Annotated in this window: 11 protein-coding genes and 1 pseudogene; 3 read left to right on the forward strand and 9 right to left on the reverse strand. The window is 41.1% G+C overall.

Annotated elements, in window-relative coordinates:
- Positions 1-2 precede the first annotated feature (2 nt).
- On the forward strand, positions 3-761 hold the full coding sequence (locus IQ276_RS09390) for a HEAT repeat domain-containing protein (RefSeq protein ID WP_190882945.1): 759 nt from the start codon (positions 3-5) through the stop codon (positions 759-761).
- 128 nt (positions 762-889) lie between these two features.
- On the opposite strand, the gene IQ276_RS09395 is transcribed toward IQ276_RS09390, so the two are convergent.
- The 9 genes and pseudogenes from IQ276_RS09395 to IQ276_RS09435 all read right to left on the reverse strand — a co-directional run bounded on the left by IQ276_RS09395 (position 890) and on the right by IQ276_RS09435 (position 15,499).
- Positions 890-1,297: a phosphomannose isomerase type II C-terminal cupin domain gene (locus IQ276_RS09395; RefSeq protein WP_221705030.1), complete on the reverse strand. Its 408-nt coding sequence runs from the start codon at positions 1,295-1,297 to the stop codon at positions 890-892.
- A gap of 173 nt (positions 1,298-1,470) precedes the next feature.
- A complete protein-coding gene (locus tag IQ276_RS09400) occupies positions 1,471-2,814 on the reverse strand; it encodes a PQQ-dependent sugar dehydrogenase (protein ID WP_193925890.1) in 1,344 nt (447 codons plus the stop codon).
- A 215-nt stretch (positions 2,815-3,029) separates the two neighbouring features.
- On the reverse strand, positions 3,030-4,241 hold the full coding sequence (locus IQ276_RS09405; protein ID WP_193924176.1) for an EAL domain-containing response regulator: 1,212 nt from the start codon (positions 4,239-4,241) through the stop codon (positions 3,030-3,032).
- Between the two features lie 14 nt (positions 4,242-4,255).
- Complete coding sequence (locus IQ276_RS09410; RefSeq protein WP_193924179.1) at positions 4,256-6,523, reverse strand: PAS domain-containing protein; 2,268 nt, start codon at positions 6,521-6,523, stop codon at positions 4,256-4,258.
- Positions 6,524-6,794: 271 nt separating this feature from the next.
- A pseudogene (locus IQ276_RS09415) lies at positions 6,795-9,617 on the reverse strand (family 10 glycosylhydrolase).
- Positions 9,618-9,789: 172 nt separating this feature from the next.
- Complete coding sequence (locus IQ276_RS09420) at positions 9,790-10,920, reverse strand: mechanosensitive ion channel family protein (RefSeq protein ID WP_193921978.1); 1,131 nt, start codon at positions 10,918-10,920, stop codon at positions 9,790-9,792.
- 5 nt (positions 10,921-10,925) lie between these two features.
- Positions 10,926-12,023, reverse strand: coding sequence for a mechanosensitive ion channel family protein (locus tag IQ276_RS09425; protein WP_193921977.1), 1,098 nt, complete (start codon positions 12,021-12,023; stop codon positions 10,926-10,928).
- A 1,254-nt stretch (positions 12,024-13,277) separates the two neighbouring features.
- On the reverse strand, positions 13,278-14,603 hold the full coding sequence (locus IQ276_RS09430) for a TIGR03279 family radical SAM protein (protein WP_235116314.1): 1,326 nt from the start codon (positions 14,601-14,603) through the stop codon (positions 13,278-13,280).
- Between the two features lie 71 nt (positions 14,604-14,674).
- Entirely contained in the window at positions 14,675-15,499 is an 825-nt protein-coding gene (locus IQ276_RS09435) for an undecaprenyl-diphosphate phosphatase (RefSeq protein ID WP_193924346.1), read from the reverse strand.
- A gap of 393 nt (positions 15,500-15,892) precedes the next feature.
- Between IQ276_RS09435 and IQ276_RS09440 the strand changes: the two genes are divergently transcribed.
- Entirely contained in the window at positions 15,893-16,672 is a 780-nt protein-coding gene (locus tag IQ276_RS09440; protein ID WP_193924344.1) for a DUF3120 domain-containing protein, read from the forward strand.
- 786 nt (positions 16,673-17,458) lie between these two features.
- The gene (psbU, locus tag IQ276_RS09445) at positions 17,459-17,887 is read left to right on the forward strand and encodes a photosystem II complex extrinsic protein PsbU (protein WP_193924338.1); all 429 of its coding nucleotides are present in this window, start codon (positions 17,459-17,461) and stop codon (positions 17,885-17,887) included.
- Positions 17,888-18,046 lie beyond the last annotated feature (159 nt).

Below are 18,046 nucleotides of genomic sequence, written 5' to 3' on the forward strand. Positions count from 1 at the left end.
TTATGTATGACGAAGACGATCTAAGCCTACTTGATGCAGAGGAGGAGCTAGAAAGCCCCTTAGATAAAATAGAGCCGCTAACTGCCTCCTCGGAAGTGCCTAAGCCCGATCCAGAAGTAATGTTAGCCCTGCTAAACAGTCCCCAGCCCCAGCAAAGAATGTTAGCGGCGCGTGCTTTTTGCGATCTTGAAGATGCTCGTGCTACCCCCCTTTTGATTCGCTTGTTAACTGATACCTGTCCCTTAGTTCGGGTGAGTGCAGCTTATGGCATCGGACGCAATCCCAGTTCTGAGGCGGTGAGTCCGTTAATTGCTCAATTGAATCAGGATTGGAATGGCTATGTGCGTAAAGGCGTTGTTTGGGCTTTAGGAAACTGTCGCGATCGCCGTTCTTTAGCACCCCTGGCAGATGCCTTAAAAACTGACATTTCCGCAGTGCGTTTGTGGGCTGCTAGCGCCCTAGCACAAATGGCAGAAGTCAGTTATGAAGCAATTATTGGGGCGATGCCACCATTAATACAAGCCTTAGTCAATGACCCAGTAGCAGCAGTACGGAGTAACAGTGCTTGGGCAATTGGTCAACTGTGCCGCGAACTACCTTCTAACGTAGTTTACGCTACAGCGATCGATGCTCTCATTCAAGCCTTTGCCGAAGACCAAGATTTGGGAGTACGGGAAGACGCCAAAGCCTCACTCTTAGGAGTAGGCGATCCGCGTGGCTTGCAGTTGATTGAAACCCTGGAACAAGAAGGGTGGTTTTGATTTATTTGGGCATTGGGCATTGGGCATTGGTTATTAATTCTTATCCCTCACTCCCTCATCTCCCTCATCTCCCTCATCTCCCTCATCTCCCTCATCTCCCCACTCCCCACTCCCCACTCCCTCATCCCCTACTCATTTTCCCCTACAGACTTGATCAAATTTAGGTCATAGGGACGCTCTGTGTCATCCTCACCCAAATACTCGCCATTTTGAATTTCTAAAATAACTAACGGAATATGACCAGGATTTTCTACCTTATGCAGTGTTGCTGCGGGAACATAAGTTGACTGATTGCGATTTAGTAGTATTTCCTCATCACCACAAGTGACTTTCGCTACACCTGAGACTACAACCCAGTGTTCATTGCGATGATAATGGATTTGTGATTTAATGCCGTGCCTGGGCTTGATTTCAACGCGACTAATTCTATAGGTTGCTCCCTCTTCAATAACCTCGACATTACCCCAGTACCGTGTACCAGAATGTGAAGACGCTTCATTAATATTTGACTGAGTATTATTTTCATTCAGAGTCATAACTAATTTCTCAACTCAATGATTATGAATATTTGTCAATAATCTACCGCAAAGGAAGTAAATCTGGGTAACCATTCCCGATGAAACAACGAATATACCCCACTCCCTCATCCCCCTCATCTCCTTCATCTCCCCCACTCCCCACTCCCTACTCCCTACTCCCTATTTTCAAACTAGCCTCCCGTATACTGAATCCTATAAATCCGGTTATTGGCTTCTTCTGTTAATAATAGACTGCCATCTGGTAAGACAAGTAAACCCACAGGTCGTCCCCAAGTACTTGGTACAGAAGGATTGAGCAAAAACCCTGTGAGAAAATCTTCGTAATAGCCTTGTGGTTGTCCTTTTGTATCAAAGGGAACAAACACAACTTTGTAACCAGTACCGCGATCGCGGTTCCAAGAACCACGAAAAGCAGCAAAAGCACCGTTACGGTATTTTTCTGGAAATGTTTTACCATCATAAAACTGCAAACCCAATGCTGCTGAGTGCGCCTGAAACAGCACATCCGGGGTTTTGGTACGGGCTGCTAAGTCGGGGCGTTTGCTTTGTTCTTTGGTTTTTTGACGCGGATCGAGGTTCTTTGGCGTCAGGTAAGTATAAGGCCAGCCGTAAAATTCTCCCTTTCGGATGCGTGTCAAATAATCTGGCACCAAATCATCACCGATTCCATCCCGTTCATTAACAGTGGTGTAAAGTTCCTTAGTTACAGGATGAAAATCCAAACCAACAGGGTTACGCAAACCGGAGGCGAAAGTCTGCTGCTGCGAACCATCCAAATTCATCACCTGCACCGAAGCCCGTGGTAAGGGTTCTTCATCGACGTTGGTTCCTGAACCAATTGAAACATATAATTTATTGCCATCAGGCGAGACAACAACATTGCGTGTCCAATGATTGTTATAACCTTGGGCAGGCAAGTCAGCAATTTTTTGCCCGTTGCCCGTAATTTGGTTTTGACCTTGAGTATAGGGAAAACGCAATACAGCATCTGTGTTCCCCAGAAAAAAGGAATCGCCTGCAAAAGCCATGCCAAAGGGGCGGTTGAGTCCGTTGTCCCCAGTAGCAAAGGTTTCTCGAACATCGGCTACACCATCACCATTGGTATCACGCAATAAACAAATGCGATTTTGCCCGGTTTCAGTTACCAGTACATCACCATTGGGGGTTAAAGCTAGCCACCGTGGGGCATTTAAACCTTCAGCAAAAATGTTAACTGTAAAGCCTGGTGGTACGCGTAGTACCGGGTTTTGGGGAATGGGCACAACCTCAGGCCGCTTAGACGCACTTTCTGTTGCGAAGGGTGCCGGTAAGTTCTTGAGATTGATTTGGATAGGTTTAGGTGAAAATGCTTCAGTCCGGATGATATTTTTTGACTGTGTAGTATTTTGTGTCAGTTCGGTATCAGATACAGATGTTTGCGGTGGTGGATTATCTGAGGAGGCGCGAGTCTGGTTACAGGCTGCTACCAAGGTGAGTAAAAAAACTGGTAGCAAGAAACGCCCAGGAACTTTCATGGCGGTAAACACTATACACAATTTTTATACTCTAGACTTGAAACTTAATAATTGTCGCCAGCCTAAAGTCCGATTTTTTTGAAGGGATTGGGTATTGGGGACTGGGTATTGGGGATTGATACTCCCGATTGAGGATTGGAAATATAGTATTTCTAATCTTAATTCCCTAATCCCCAGTCCCCAGTCCCCAGTCCCCAGTCCCCAGTCCCTAATCCTCACACATATAAACATTTATTTGTCAATAAAAAATTTTCAAATTCGGCTGCTGGTAATGGACGACTAAATAGAAAACCTTGCATGGAATTACAGTTGTGTTGGCGCAAAAAAGCTAGTTCTGCTTCGGTCTCTACACCTTCAGCAACGACATCTAGATTGAGATTGTGAGCCATTTGAATTAATGCTTTGGTAATGGCTGATTTTTGGGGGTCGTTGGCAACATTATGAATAAAATAACGGTCGATTTTTAAAGTATTAATTGGTAAATTTTTCAGATAAATCAAAGAAGAGTAGCCTGTACCAAAATCATCGATCGCTATTTTTATACCCAGAGAACGCAATTTATTCATAGTAGCGATCGCACTATTGATATCTTGCATAATCATACTTTCAGTAAGTTCTAATTCTAGGCAATATGCTTGCAATTTATTGGTTTCTATAAAATTGACTATTTTCTGAATAAAATCTGGTTGATTAAATTCAAGTACTGACAAATTTACAGCAACATTCAATGAATAAATTCCAGCATCACGCCAGCTTTTAATTTGCTCGCAGACTTTTTTTACTACCCATTTTCCAATAGGAACAATTAAACCTGTAGATTCTGCTAAGGGAATAAATTCTGTGGGATAAATTACCCCCAATTCCGGACTTTGCCAACGCAGCAAACTTTCAGCGGCTACTATTTTACCAGAAGCAATATCCACTATTGGTTGATAATAAATCTCAAATTCTTGAAAATTATCTTGTTTAATTGCCCGATGTAAGCTAATTTCTAACAACTGCATTTTCGGAGACAAGTTGTGAAGTGCAGTTTGAGGAGATAAATATCTTTTTAAAGTAGCGTGCTTTTTCAACCTGTTCATGATGGCACTTAATAACTCAGCCCGAGTGAATGGCTTAGTTACATAGTCATCTGCACCCAGATCCATACCTCGACGAAAGTCAGATTTGGCAGATTTGGCAGTGAGAAAAATGAAGGGAATTGTTGCCGTCATCGGGTCTTGACGTAATGCTGTTAGCACGCCATAACCGTCAAGTTCTGGCATCATCATGTCACACAAAATTAAATCGGGAACTTCAGAAATAGCAAAATTTACGCCGATTCTGCCATTGGGGGCAGCAATAGTTTCAAAATCTTCAGCTTCTAGCAAATCTAAAATATTTTCTCTGACTGATTCTTCATCTTCAATTATTAAAATTTTCGTCATAATTAACCTCTTATTTATATTTTATTATTTAACGATATAATCACAGTAAACTTTGTGCCTAAACCCACCGTGCTTGTGACAAAAATTTCACCTTCATGGATATCTACACAGTTTTTAACAATTGCCATTCCCAATCCAGTACCTAGTATATTGCCGACATTACTGGCACGATGAAACGATTCAAACAGTAAAGGTAGATCTTCTTCTGGAATACCAATTCCCCAATCTTGAATTTCAAATACTGCTTGTCCATTTTGACAACTCAGACTAAACTTGATAATGCTATCATCTGGGGAATATTTAATTGCATTTGATAGTAAGTTATTGAAAATATGTCCCAATAATTTGTCATCCATGCAGCAAGGTATAGATTCATATTGACTGATGAAAGAAATCAAGCGCTGGTTGTTGGAATTCATCTGTATTTCTTCCAGCAGTTGTTGGCAGTATTTGACTAAATCAAAGGATGTTGGTCTATACTCTAATTTCCCGGTTCCCGCTTTCCCGATAAGTAACACGTCATTCAACATTTCAGTCATCCGCTTGACGGCCGTTTGAATCCGATGCAAGTGAGTGAGTTGTTTTTGTTCGGTCCATTTGTGGCGGTAGTGTTCGAGTAACTCACAAGAAGAAAGGATAGTAGTCAACGGTGTGCGGAATTCATGAGAAGTCATGGAGACAAAGCGAGATTTAAGTTCGCTGAGTTGTTTTTCTTTTTCTAGTGCTATTGTGAGTTTTTGTTCTAATTTCTTCCGTTCTGTGATATCTACCCAGTAACCCACTATTTCCATAGGGTTACCAGTTTGATCTCGGGCTAGCTTACCTTGGTCGTATATCCAACGATAGATGCCGTCTTGGTGTAAAAATCGGTACTCTACAGTGTACTGTCCTTGCTCTAATATCTTTGACAGTTGAGCAAACACTTGGGTTGTGTCTTCTGGATGAATATGACTAGCCCAAAAATTAGAATTTTCAACAAATTTTCGTGGTTCATAGCCCGTGATTGTCGTGACATTTTCGCTAACAAATGTCACGCCGAAGTCTCCAGAAATCTTGCAGGTATAGATGACAGATGGGCTAAAAGAAAGTAAATGTTGCAGCTGCTTTTGTTCGCCAACTTTGCATTCTTGTAGCGCCGCTTCTTGTTTATTACTAGCGTAGCAATTGAAAATTTTTCCTTGGCAATCGCATAGCGGCAAAGCACGTACCAAATACCAGGAATAGGTTTTGTCAGTTCCTCTAGACCAAACTTCAGCGATCGCTAGAGATTTTTGCCAAAAGTTGGGATGATAACCTAAGAAAACCGAGTCTCTATCTTTGGGAAAAACAGCCTCCGGGATAGTATCCATAACTAGCTGCAACATTTGCTGGGATTGCCACAGTTGTCCCTGTTTTGCCTGTACATGGGAGGTAATATCCACAGAAACTCCAATGAGGCGGGCGGGTTTGGCTGTGGTGTCTTTAAGTACTATAGCGTGTATTGGTAGCCATTTGTACTTATGCCATTGCCCTGGAAACAAAATACTGTACTCTACCCCAAAAAAACCAATACTAGCGATGTAGTTTTGGACATCTTCTGAATAAACACCTTGTGTCAAACCACTACCTAATTTCTGTTCTAGAGTTCGTCCAATAAACTCTAGCCATTTCTCAAAAAAATTCCCCAAAGTGTAACTATCTGACATCGAAATCAGCACAGGTAGTGTATCAGCTATGATGCAAAAGCGCTGTTCACTTTCACATAGTGTTTCAAAAGCCGTGATATCCTTGTCAATCTCAGTGGATTCGTGAATTTTTTCCGATTCATTCACTACCGCTGACTCTAGCAAACGCCGTTGTTCTTCAGTTTGCTTGTTGTTATCTGTAGTTTTCTCTATTTCTTGTGCCAGTGCTTGACAAATACTCTCAGGAGTGATCACACCGATAACTTGCCCTTGGTTATCCACAACTGGCAGTAGATCCAACTGCTGCTGGCATAGGAGTGACAGGGCACAGGACATTTCCTGAAATTCTGACACCTTCAATGTTTTCACCGAGGTATGCATCACCTCAGAAATCTTGGCTGTTTTCAAGTCAGTCCCTGAAGCTATTAGCTGTACAATATCATGCTTTGTGAAGCATCCCACTAACTGTGAACAAGAACTGACCAAGACACTTTTGCTCTGTGTTGCCATCAAAGCGATCGCATCTGATAGTGGTGTTTCCGGCACAACCATTAGCGGCGAACAGTCTATTACTGACTCTAAGCTTTCTAGCCCGAGAAACTGAGATAAAGCTTGCATAGATTATTACTATAGCTATCATCAAACGATAGTTATCTAAAGCTGCTCACTTAAGCATTCTCTAATATTTTGACGTGAAAGAGTTAGTAATCTCTGAAGTATAAACACTGGAAAAATAGTGTTAAGAAATACAAAGTGGTTTATAGGTTAGTTGGAAATGGGAAATGGGGCATGGGGCATGGGGCATGGGGTATGGGGTATGGGGAGATTATAAAAAAGCTTCCCACCCCTCCCAATGCCCAATGCCCAATGCCCAATGCCCAATGCCCGACTAACGCAACTCTACCCGCCTTTCGCCATAACGCAGCAGCCTTTCTATGGTTGCAAGCCGATTTTCCCAGACTCTGACCTGGTAGGAATTTGACTTGATTTCTTCCTTCATCAACACTCGAAATTGAGACTGGAACCGAGTCAGGGAGGCTCTGGCTACTAGTAATTTACTAGCAGAAGGCGCAGTGGCAAGTTGATTTAAAGCAGTACGTAAAACTTCTGCTTGGTTGTTAAAATCTGAAATTGTTCGAGCAGGCATTGGCAATTGCTCATTTTGCCAAACAAATTTCCATTCTCGTTGCAGCGCAGCATAACGAATGGCAGCGGTTTGAAAAGGCTGGCGGTGAGGAATAGGTTCAGTTGTTGTAGATTGAACTTTACCTTGGGTGCTAATAAAAAGTTTTTGGAGTTCATTGTTAAAATTCTCGGCGGCAAAGAGTGCATAACCACTAACTGGCAAATCCCTTACCAATTGCAGTTGGTCGAATGCTCCAATTGTTGGCAAAGAAAGTAAGCGAATTCCTGGTACTAACAAGGTAGCCCCCAATTGTTTAGAGGCAATCCAGGGTTGAGCCAGTCGTTGAAAGCGCGATGTATCCAGAGCATAAGTCATGGGAACGATTAAATCTACATCCCCTCGCCTTGCCCAAATTTCCCAGTTTTGTTGAATTTTTTCAACCCGTTCTATTTGTGGCAAAGGAAAGACTGCAACTGACAAAATCAAATTTGCTCGCTTTTGTCGCAACTGCTGTGATAGGTGAGCAACAAAGCTATCAACTTGCTCGGTGCGAAATGCCGTCCACTTTTGCCAGAGTTCTGGTTGGCTAGGAGAAATATTCAGTGGATCTACACCAGTCAGCTGCTGAAACTGCGCTCTTGCAGCTTTACCATAACCGTATGTTCGACCTGCAAGTGGGTCTTGGAAGGGGTAACGAATGTAATCTAGCTGTAGACCGTCCACGTCATAACGGGTGACGATTTCCTCATATAGCTTGAGTAAATACTGGCGCACTTCGGGGTTGGCTGGGTCGAAGAATGGCTTAGTCTGACCAACGGGAATCATGTTGCCCAGGTTATCGTAGTTTGCCCAATCGGGATGAGCAGCCAGTACTGGCCCTGGGTAATTAGGATTAACTTTGATAATTTCATTGTGACGTTGGTTACCAGCCGCAAAAGTCCAAACCCAAGCGTGTAATTCCATATCCCGCTCATGGGCTAGTTTGACTGCATCTGCCAAAGGGTCCCAACCACGAATTAATGGGTTTTGTTCTTTGGCAACTTGGCTGGGATAAATTGTGTAGCCAGCGTTAACAGTTTCAAAAAAGATGGTATTAATCCCGGTTGCTGCCAGTCGGTCAAAAATCTCGGCTAGTCCCGCCTTGCTACCAGCACGGACAATCGTCCCCCGATCTAACCAAACCGCGCGGATTTCTGGCTGAGCTAGTCTGCGATCTACAGGAAACTGTTGCCACAAAATTCTCTTGGCAATTAGCCATTGCTGACGAGCCAAAGCGTAATTTTTTTCGGCAATCAATTGGGGTAAGTTTTTGGCAATTACTTTCGCCTGTGCCAAGGCTTGCTCTCTGCTGGTTACTAGTGCCCCTGGTCTGGTTGAGGCTAATTGTGTTTCTTGTTTGACAGACTGGACATCTATGCTCTCTGAATTTGCAGAAGCCTCCCCAAAATCGGCAGCATTCGCTGATACGGCTAAATGGGCGCTTTCCACGCGACCGATCAGATTTTCTAACTCTTGCTGGAGAGCGATCGCTTCGTTTTGAGTAATCGGCTGATTGGAGTTCGGTACAACATCCAAACGCACCGCTTCTTCCAATTGGTCAATGGCCTCCTGGGAAGTTGGCGGTTTGACTACAGGAAGCGGCTCGGTTGGGGAGCAGTGGCAGTTTTTGGAGGAGGAGGGGGAGTGGGGGATGAGGGAGATGAGGGGGATGAGGGGGATGAGGGGGATGAGGGGGATGAGGGAGATGAGGGAGATAAACTGCCCCTCTGCTCCTCTGCCCCCTGCCCCCCTGCCCCCTGCCCCCTGCCCCCTGCCCCGCTACCGTCGCCACGCTGGTAGAGCAGCTTTGAGAAGCTCCTTCTACTTTTTTCATGCGATTTGATGGCGCTGGTGTGCCATCAAATAGTAATTGACGGTAGTTTTTAGCCAAGCATTATCTAATTCTGCTGCTGAGGCTGTATCTGTTCCCCAACGCCAGCCTAAAAATGTGGAACGTTCAGTTGTGACTACTGCGGCAGGATTATCTTTGGAATTCCAAATGGCAGGAGATTGGGCGCCCATATCGTTGGGAATTACAGCACCACCGCGCACTTTGCCAAAGAGTGCAGTTTCACTTGCCCATCCTGGAAGTTTGGTTTTTGCAGGTTTGATTTCTTCTGTGCCGCTGAGGCTGAATCCCCAATAACCTCCTAAGAGCGATCGCAATAACTGGCGCACTCCTGGGGCTGATAAACTACCCGCAGGGCCACTGGCAATTAAACGCCCTCCTTTACTCATCCATTCTTCTAAGGCGATCGCTTGGCTTGGGGTTAATGTCTCGACGTTTGGCAAAAATAATATCCGGCGATCGCCCCAATCCGCCGCACTCCTTACATTATCTAGAGGAATTACACAATATTTCACCCCAATTGTTTGTAGGCGATCGGTTATCCCTGTCCATTGATTCGCATTTTCTTGGCTATGCACTACGCTCAATACAGGTTCTTCTGTTGCCGCGTTTACTGGTAAAATACTAAATAAATTTAAAATTAAAATTTCCAACCCTAAAATCAATAATTTTCTAGTTTCTTTAATTTCTAAATTTATATTTTTTGGGTTTTCCTGATGCTTCACCAGTCACTCCTTACTTAATTATTAATTAATTCACTTAGTTAATCATAATTCATTAATACGTAATAGACTATTCGTAAAGCTACTTAATAAATATGCTTAATTAATCTAGCGTATCAAACACGATCAAAAATACCAAGCTTGATACTCAAATAGTTACAGGCGATTCCACATAAATTGTTGGTTCTTGCATTGTGAAATTAATTCCGTTCTTGACTAACTGTTTAGAAATTTTTTCATTTGCCAATTCCAATAAGCGCTTGCGTAATTGCAGAGAATTTTCACTAGAACCCAAGATAAAGAATGTGATTCTTGTTCGAGTTATTTGCTTTTGTTCGTTGTGATTTAAAAAAGTAATACTAGTGCTGCCTGGATCGATACCAAATAGGGAGTTAGTACTTTCAACAATTACCTGCTCAACTAAAGCTTGTTCTCGTTCTTCCAGCAGTTCTAAAAAATCGAGGTAAAGTAAAACCATAATTTTCTTACCTCTAGTAATATTTTCAATTTCTAAGTTTGCCAATATTGAATTGGGAATAATAGACAATGTACTTTTAGCAGCAGTGCGAATTTTAGTTGAACGAATACCAATTGATTCAACTCGCCCAAACAAACCTTCAGGAATTTGTTGAGATTTCTGTAAACGAATATATTCTCCAGGAACAAACGGACGATCCAAATACAATACAATTGTTCCTAACAACTGTTCTAGGGTTTTTTGAGCAGCAAAAGCTACAGCTAATCCCCCAATTCCTAAACCAGTTAGTAATCCAATTAGATTAAATTCTTGACTCTGAGCAAAAGCCAAGACGGCAATAAATCCAAAGATGACATTTGCTAGGGTTTCAAATACTAAAAGCAATTCATCTACTTCTCTACCAAACTTACGCACTAGCTCAATTCCATAGGCTCGAATAAACTGTCGGAATAAGCGAGAGGATAGCCAGGCCATGCTAAGAATTACAGCTAAATCTATAATCGTCGAAAGAAATTTATAGATAGATTGATATTCGACAATCCACGCTAAAGAGAATGAAATGAGAATTAAACTACCTGTGATTCTAAATAGATTTCTAATTGGGTCAATTAAATTGTTATAAATACTAGCAACTTGCTGCGGTGCAAAACGTCGAATGATAATTCGCAAGAATGTCGGGGTATATCGTCCCACCAGCAAAGATAGGAGAATAAAAACTAAAAATACTCCAAAACTAGACAACGCCGATATTGTGCTATCACGTTGCAGAAATTCCAGAATTATCTGTGAAATATTTTTCATCACTTCTAAATGGTAATGGGCGAGTCAACATAAATTGTTGGTTCTTCAATATCAAAAGCGATACCATATTCTTTTAGACAGTCAGTGATGCTTTGAGTTGCCATATTTAGGAGTTGACGACGTAATTCCATCGACACATCTCCAGAACCTAAGATAAAGAAAGTAACTTGTGCTTGGGTTTTTTCTGTATCTAATAAATTATTGATAGCTTTAAAAGTCACTTCTGTATTCCGGGAATCAATGCCAAATATACCATTCGTGCTATCTAGAATAACTTGACGAATTAATGCCCGTTCTTCACTGCTAAGTGTTTGGTGAAAGGTCAAATAAAGAATAGACATCACTTTCTTTGCACCAGTAAAGTTCTCAATATTCAGTTGAGTCAGAGAACTATTGGGAACTATCATCACAGTTCCCTTCCCAGATGTTCTAATTCGGGTAGATCTGAATCCTATAGATTCAACTCGTCCAAAAGTACCATCAGGAAGGCCAATATAATCATCAATTACAAAAGGGCGATCGAGATAAAGAACAATACCACCTAAAACTTGTTCCAGGGTTTTTTGAGCAGCAAAGGCTACTGCTAAACCACCAATTCCTAAACTTGCTAGCAATCCTAAAAGATTGATTTGATGTGTTTGGGCATAGATGAGAATTGCTAAAAAGATAATGATGAGATTAGCAACCCATTTGAAAAGGATTAGTAGCTCACCGCTGATTTTTTGTCCACTTTTGAAAGCAGCATTTAATAAATAAAAATCAAAGAATTTTTGAAAGATTTGTGAAGCTAACCAACTAACGGCGATCGCCAAAACTAAGCTAACAATAATTTCTAGTGGATTTGTCCAGCGATTTTTGGGTAGGAAGGATACAAACAACTCAAAAATTGCAATTCCCGTTACCACAACTAATAAGTCTTGATTTGGCTTAATTAATTTTTGATACACATCAGTAATTGGCAGAAAATTCAATCTGTTCACAAGTAAATTTGTCAACGAAACCATGAGACGACCAAATATAAATATGCAAAATCCCACTACCAAACCTATGAACCCAATTTGTAGTTCTCTGTTGGTAATAATTTCTGGTAAAAAACTAAGCATTTCTCAAGTTGCTATGGAAAGCCTATTTGAAAAAACAATGTGATAGATGGGTAGGGGCACAACAATGTTGTGCCCTTACGAGCAATCAATGTGTCGCAAACATTATTTGAATTGGTATCAGCATATCTAGCTGAACTGTTTACAGTAGTTTGCTCTGGGTATCTCTTGCTGAAATATTCACCCCAGTTATTGATGGATTTGTTTTCAACATGATAGGATACACTGTGCTATTGAAGACTAACTGTGCAACTATTGAAATTGCACTAGATATTAGAAAGCAGTTAGAATCCTGAATTGAGAAGACTTTGAGAAATAAGCCTAATAATCAACAAGAAAATCGAGAATTCATAGCACCCTTGATTTTTTAATTACAAGCTGGATTCTAACTGCTTACTTCTGTACTCTTAGGGTTGTTGTAGCTATCAAATCAGTCATTTGAGTTCTGAGAAAACTCTATCCATAGGTAAATGCTAGATAGATAGCCTACCGCTACAATACAGATAGTTAAGATGAAGTTAAAATCAGTCATCAGATTCAATCAAACGTAAAAGTGGGCAACAAGCTTACAAATTTGGGGTTGTAAACTTGGAATCTCACATCCAAAATCTTAGATGCAAAAAAATGAGTTTTAGTCCAAACCCTTGGACTAGGTAAACTTAATTAGGTCACTCAATTGATGAAACTTCGTATTTAGAGGGATAGCCTAAATACACTAAATTCAGATTTGGGAAAGTACACAACTTCAGCTTCAAAACCAAGCATAAAGCTTGTTTTACTTCTGTTAGCGCAGCGGGGCGTAGCCCATTCTGACTTCTGAATTCTGAATTCTGCTGTATGACTAACCAAAGAAGCTATCTATTTAAAAATTGACCACACAAACACGTGCAGTTTGTGGACTGCTTGCCCTCAATTCTATTGAGGCAAGTGGCTTAAAAGGGGTAATGAATTAAGCTCGTTTTGCTTTTGGCTGGAATTTTAGATTGAAGAAAAGCCTGTTTTAGATTTTTTTGGCTCATAATTCGCCCTAGTGGGTGAAACAAATCCAAAATCCAAAATCCAAAATCGTTAACTAGTTAGCTTTGATTAGCTGACTAGTTTAATTATCTGCACGCTATTGCTCTATTTAGTTACTGACTCCCAGTCTACACCAGAAGGGATCAAAAAACTAGGCAAAAATTTTTTTTCTAAACACCAACTAACAGAAGTTGCACAATCTTTTTAAATTGTATAGGCTAAAGAGTTAACAAAAATAAGTTAACTAATACAGGTATTAATTAAATCTTCAACGCCTGCTACTGGTAAAATATTTGTCTTCAATTTGCTTGCTAATTCTTCAACACCCATATCATCTAAAAATACCAACTCACCATGCTTTAACATGACCTTTGGCAGCAAAATACCATCACCTAAATCTTGCCCTGCTAAGTTTAAAAGCAAGTCATGACCAGTTAGTAATCCCGTGACACTAATATCTTGTCCCCAGTAATCACTAGACAAAGCACGCATATTTACTTCTAAACCTTCAACCAAATTTAAACGCTTCAAAATCGGTTGAAATGCTTTTTCGACGGTGTTACCTACTACCCAAGTAAACTTTCTCGGATGAGAGATTTTTGGCGGTAGTAATTCTGCCGCTGCGGTGGCAAATTCTTTGAGAAATAATTGAATCGAACCAACACCGTTATCAATTTGGGGATATTCTTCATATTCAGATTCGCTTGGTAATTCCTCACCTGCAATCAAAAACCACTCATCAGCTAACCAAGCAACGCTAGAGTCGAATTTTTGACGAAATTCTTGCGAAAGCATTTTGACTTGGGAAATAACTTCTTTAGCTTTTTCCCTAGTTACGTGTGTGAGTTCATCTTCTTGGGGACGAAACCGTGTCAACCCAACCGGTACAACTGCCACAGATGCCACCGTAGGCACTTCTCCAGTATGAAAGGAGGCTAAATCTTTGAGAGTTTGTTCGAGATGTTCGCCATCATTGATACCTGGACAAACAACGACTTGAGCATGAATTTGTAGTCGCCTTTGTTGAAACCACTTGAGTTGTTGCAAGATTTGTCCCGCACGGGGATTTTTTAGCAATCTAATTCTGATTTCAGCTTCCGTAGAATGAACGGAAACATACAACGGAGATAAACGCATTTGTTCAATGCGCCGCCATTCTCTTTCTGGTAGATTGGTGAGGGTAAGATAAGAACCGTATAAAAAGCTCAGACGATAATCGTCGTCTTTCAAATACAAACTAGAACGCTTACCTGGTGGCTGTTGGTCGATAAAGCAAAACGGACAGCGGTTATTGCACTGAATTAAGCCATCAAAAAGGGCAGTTTCAAATTCTAGCCCCAAGTCTTGGTCGTAGTCTTTTTCGATTTCAATGTGATGTGTTTTACCAGCAGCGTCTAAAACTTCTAGTTCTAAAACTTCATCAGCACATAAAAATTGATAATCAATTAAATCACGGGGATGCGTACCATTGATAGCAACGATCGCATCTCCCGCTTCAAAGCCAATTTCAGCGGCTATGGAATCAGGTAGTACTCTGGTAATACGGGCAGGTTGAATGGTAGACATGGGGCATTGGGCATTGGGCATTGGGCATTAGGCATTTGGTTATTCACCAATGACTAATAACTATTATCTAATTATCCTTGCCAACCTGCTGCGATCGCCAATAAGATAGCACTGCCGAATGCTAATCTATACCAAACAAAAACCAAAGTGTTTTTAGTTTGTAAGTATTTGATCAAGAATGCAATTGATAGGTAGGAAAAAATAAAGGTGGAAATAATCCCTACAATTAACAGTGCAACAATGTTATCTGGTAACTGTTGGGCTTGAAATAATTTGAAGATTTTCAGACTTTTATATAGGGTTGCAATGGTAAGAGTTGGAAATCCTAATAAAAATGAAAATTTCGCCGCTGTATCCCGTTCTAATCCTAAAAATAACGCAGTTGTCAACGTCGAACCAGAACGAGAAACACCAGGAATCAAAGCGAGTGTTTGTCCCAATCCCACTAAAATACCATCCCGAATCTGCAATGAATTAAAACCTCGTTTACGAGTACCGATTTTTTCGGCAAAAGCTAGTAAAAGTGCCATGATAATTGACATGATGGCAATAATTAAGGCACTCTCAGGGATAATGTCTTTCAAAATAAAACCGACAATTAAAGCAGGCATTGTTCCCACTGCAATACCTACAAGAATTTTCCATTCCTCGCGTTCCCAATCTTTCTGTTTTAGTGCTTGGATACCACCTTTGATAACACTAGAAATCAGCGACCAAAAGTACAATAAAATCGCTATAACACTGCCAAATTGAATTGCATCAACAAAATCTTTAGAACCTAGTTCTTTCCAACCAAATACCTTTGTCACAATCAGCAGATGTGCAGTGCTGCTAATTGGCAAGAACTCCGTAATACCTTGAACAATACCCAAAATAAAAGCTTGAATAAATTCCATATCTAACTTAATACCTTTTTTCTGTTATAGATATGATGATGTTGCTTTCTATACTCTTGACTGCACCCAATTTTGTAGAAAATTCAATTTTTCAGATCGCTAACATCATCTGAGACGCTGACCATGTTCTTACACCCATCTCAATAAGTCAACGCAATTTTGGGAGTTCATCAAACTTTAATATTTAGCGAACCGATGGGATTCACTTTTTAACTATTAAATTTTACCTCTCAACTCTCTGTAATCCCTTGTCCCTTTCTCCCCTCGTCCCCTTGTCCTCTTCGACGATGCCAGTCCTTTGGGAAATTTCAGTATAATTTAAATGCCCCAGGGGGGGATTTAAAAGTGTGATATCTTAAATAAGATAAAGTTTAGTAACAAATATTAAAAACTTTGATTAATAATACATTATCCTCCTACACCGCTTCTATCCCTCCTCTGGATACTGAGTTTGATGTGTCTAATACGAAGCACGGGGATATCAAAAAATTGGAATCTACACTCTCATCTTCTCCCTCTCTGCCTTTATCTATATCTTCTCGACAAACATGGCTGGTATTTGTGGCGGCAGTATTTTTGGTATCAGTACCAGTATTTATAGAAGCACCAATAGTGCGATCGCTACCAAGTTTGAGTTTAGCGCTGACAGCATTTTGGGTGTGGTTAAGTTTTAGATTAATGTCACGTCCTGCAACATATGTTTGGGGAGATTTGCTTTTCGGGTTTAGCTGGAGTTGGTTAGCAGGAGCAATCTACTGGGGTTGGTTACGTTGGGAACCTTTATGGCACCTACCGATAGAGTCTATCGGCTTACCATTTGCTTGTTGGTGTTTGGCAAAAAATTGGGGCAAGGTGGGTAACTGGTTTTATTTAGGTTCTTTATTCGGTACAGTTTTAACAGACGTATATTTTTATATTGTGGATTTGATGCCTCATTGGCGGCAAATCATGAGAGCAGATGCAAATAGTGCGTCACAAATTTTACATAATGCTTTAATACAAGTAGAAACACCTTGGGGACAAGCTTGGGCAATAATTCTCGCCCTAGTGCTGTTAACAGTGGGAATTTTATCTTTAGGGCGAACCCAAAAACACTGGTATGCCTTTGGTGGCGCAGTTTTAAGCACAATTTTGGTAGACAGCTTATTTTTGCTAGCGGCGATCGCAGCGTAAAAATACGGCAGAATTCAGAATTCAGAATTCTGAATTCTGAATTCTGAATGGGCTACGCCCCGCTGCGCTAACAGAAGTAAAACAGAGCTTGTGTACTTCACTTTCCTTGAAATCTGCTGTATGGCATTTGAAGCATAGTTTACGACATAAACCGATCGAAAAACCCAACACCAAGAGACTTTCAAGCCTATTCCCTGCTGTAACAAAACTTTTCCCAAACGAATCTACGGCACACCAGTGATGATGCTGTAGAGCATTGTTTAGTTAAGAAATATTACAATAATCATCCCACAGCATAAACTCGCCTTAGCTGGAGTTTACGGCATTGGATATCCCAAAATCTCCTATCCGCTTGGGATATAGAATCAGCCACCCAAAAAGATTTTGTGCAGCCGAGAATGATACCGTAGTCTATAGATGCAAGGCTATTGTGGCTGGAGCAGGCACTCTTAGCACTGGGAAAAATTTTTACTAAAAGTACAGTCAAACCCAGTAACAGTAAATATTGTGGACATTAATACGCTGTATATTAGTTTCTGATGACTGCTGTGTTGATTAAGCTATCAGATTTTGTCTTTTGTCCTTTGTCCTTTGTCCTCTAAAGTAGACGCATTAGCGGCTACTCTTGCGAGAACGCCTAAAGGCGAAACCGCAGGGTATGACCAATACTTCGGCTTCTCCTAACGGAGACGCACTCGCGTTCGCTCAGTACAAATGACTAATGACCACTGACAGCTGTTGGCTTAAAACTTTTATTTCTGTTTGATGGAAAGAGGTAGAAAAATCGTGAAAGGATTGGTGCGTTTATTAACAGTGTTTAGTTTGTTACTTGGTTGCTGGGGATGGCTGGGAACAACTCAGATAGCCCAAGCTGCTAGTTTCAACAGTTTTGCTTTTCCCCAAGTGCCAGTTTTGGCAATTGAACGGCAGAATAGCGCAGATAAAAAGCTAGCAACGGAATTCGGTAAAAAAATTGATTTGAATAATACCAACGTCCGAGCTTTTCAACAGTATCCAGGGCTTTATCCCACCCTTGCGAAGCTGATCATCAAGAATGCTCCCTACAAGAGCGTAGACGATGTATTAAATATTGAAGGATTGAGCGATCGCCAAAAACAAACCCTGCAAGCCAACTTCGATAACTTTGCCGTGACAGAACCAGAGTCTGCCTTCAACGAGGGAGACGATCGCTTTAACAACGGCATCTACAGATAACTGCACATTGCAGGTAATGTAGCAAATAGCAGCCCACTCCTGATTCTAGGGAGTGGGATATTCTATTAGAGATGAGGGGGATGAGGTAGATGAGGGAGATGAGGGAGATAAGGGGGATGAGGTAGTATTTTCTTCCTCATCCTCCCCCTAGTCCCTCAT

Origin of the sequence: Desmonostoc muscorum LEGE 12446 (assembly GCF_015207005.2) — a bacterium.
Taxonomy (GTDB): domain Bacteria; phylum Cyanobacteriota; class Cyanobacteriia; order Cyanobacteriales; family Nostocaceae; genus Nostoc; species Nostoc muscorum.

Coding starts and splice junctions, on each gene's coding strand:
- IQ276_RS09405 (WP_193924176.1), bottom strand. CDS start 4,241: ATGACGAAAATTTTAATAATTGAAGATGAAGAATCAGTCAGAGAAAAT.
- IQ276_RS09425 (WP_193921977.1), bottom strand. CDS start 12,023: ATGCTTAGTTTTTTACCAGAAATTATTACCAACAGAGAACTACAAATT.
- IQ276_RS09395 (WP_221705030.1), bottom strand. CDS start 1,297: ATGACTCTGAATGAAAATAATACTCAGTCAAATATTAATGAAGCGTCT.
- IQ276_RS09430 (WP_235116314.1), bottom strand. CDS start 14,603: ATGTCTACCATTCAACCTGCCCGTATTACCAGAGTACTACCTGATTCC.
- IQ276_RS09420 (WP_193921978.1), bottom strand. CDS start 10,920: ATGAAAAATATTTCACAGATAATTCTGGAATTTCTGCAACGTGATAGC.
- IQ276_RS09390 (WP_190882945.1), top strand. CDS start 3: ATGTATGACGAAGACGATCTAAGCCTACTTGATGCAGAGGAGGAGCTA.
- IQ276_RS09435 (WP_193924346.1), bottom strand. CDS start 15,499: ATGGAATTTATTCAAGCTTTTATTTTGGGTATTGTTCAAGGTATTACG.
- IQ276_RS09410 (WP_193924179.1), bottom strand. CDS start 6,523: ATGCAAGCTTTATCTCAGTTTCTCGGGCTAGAAAGCTTAGAGTCAGTA.
- IQ276_RS09400 (WP_193925890.1), bottom strand. CDS start 2,814: ATGAAAGTTCCTGGGCGTTTCTTGCTACCAGTTTTTTTACTCACCTTG.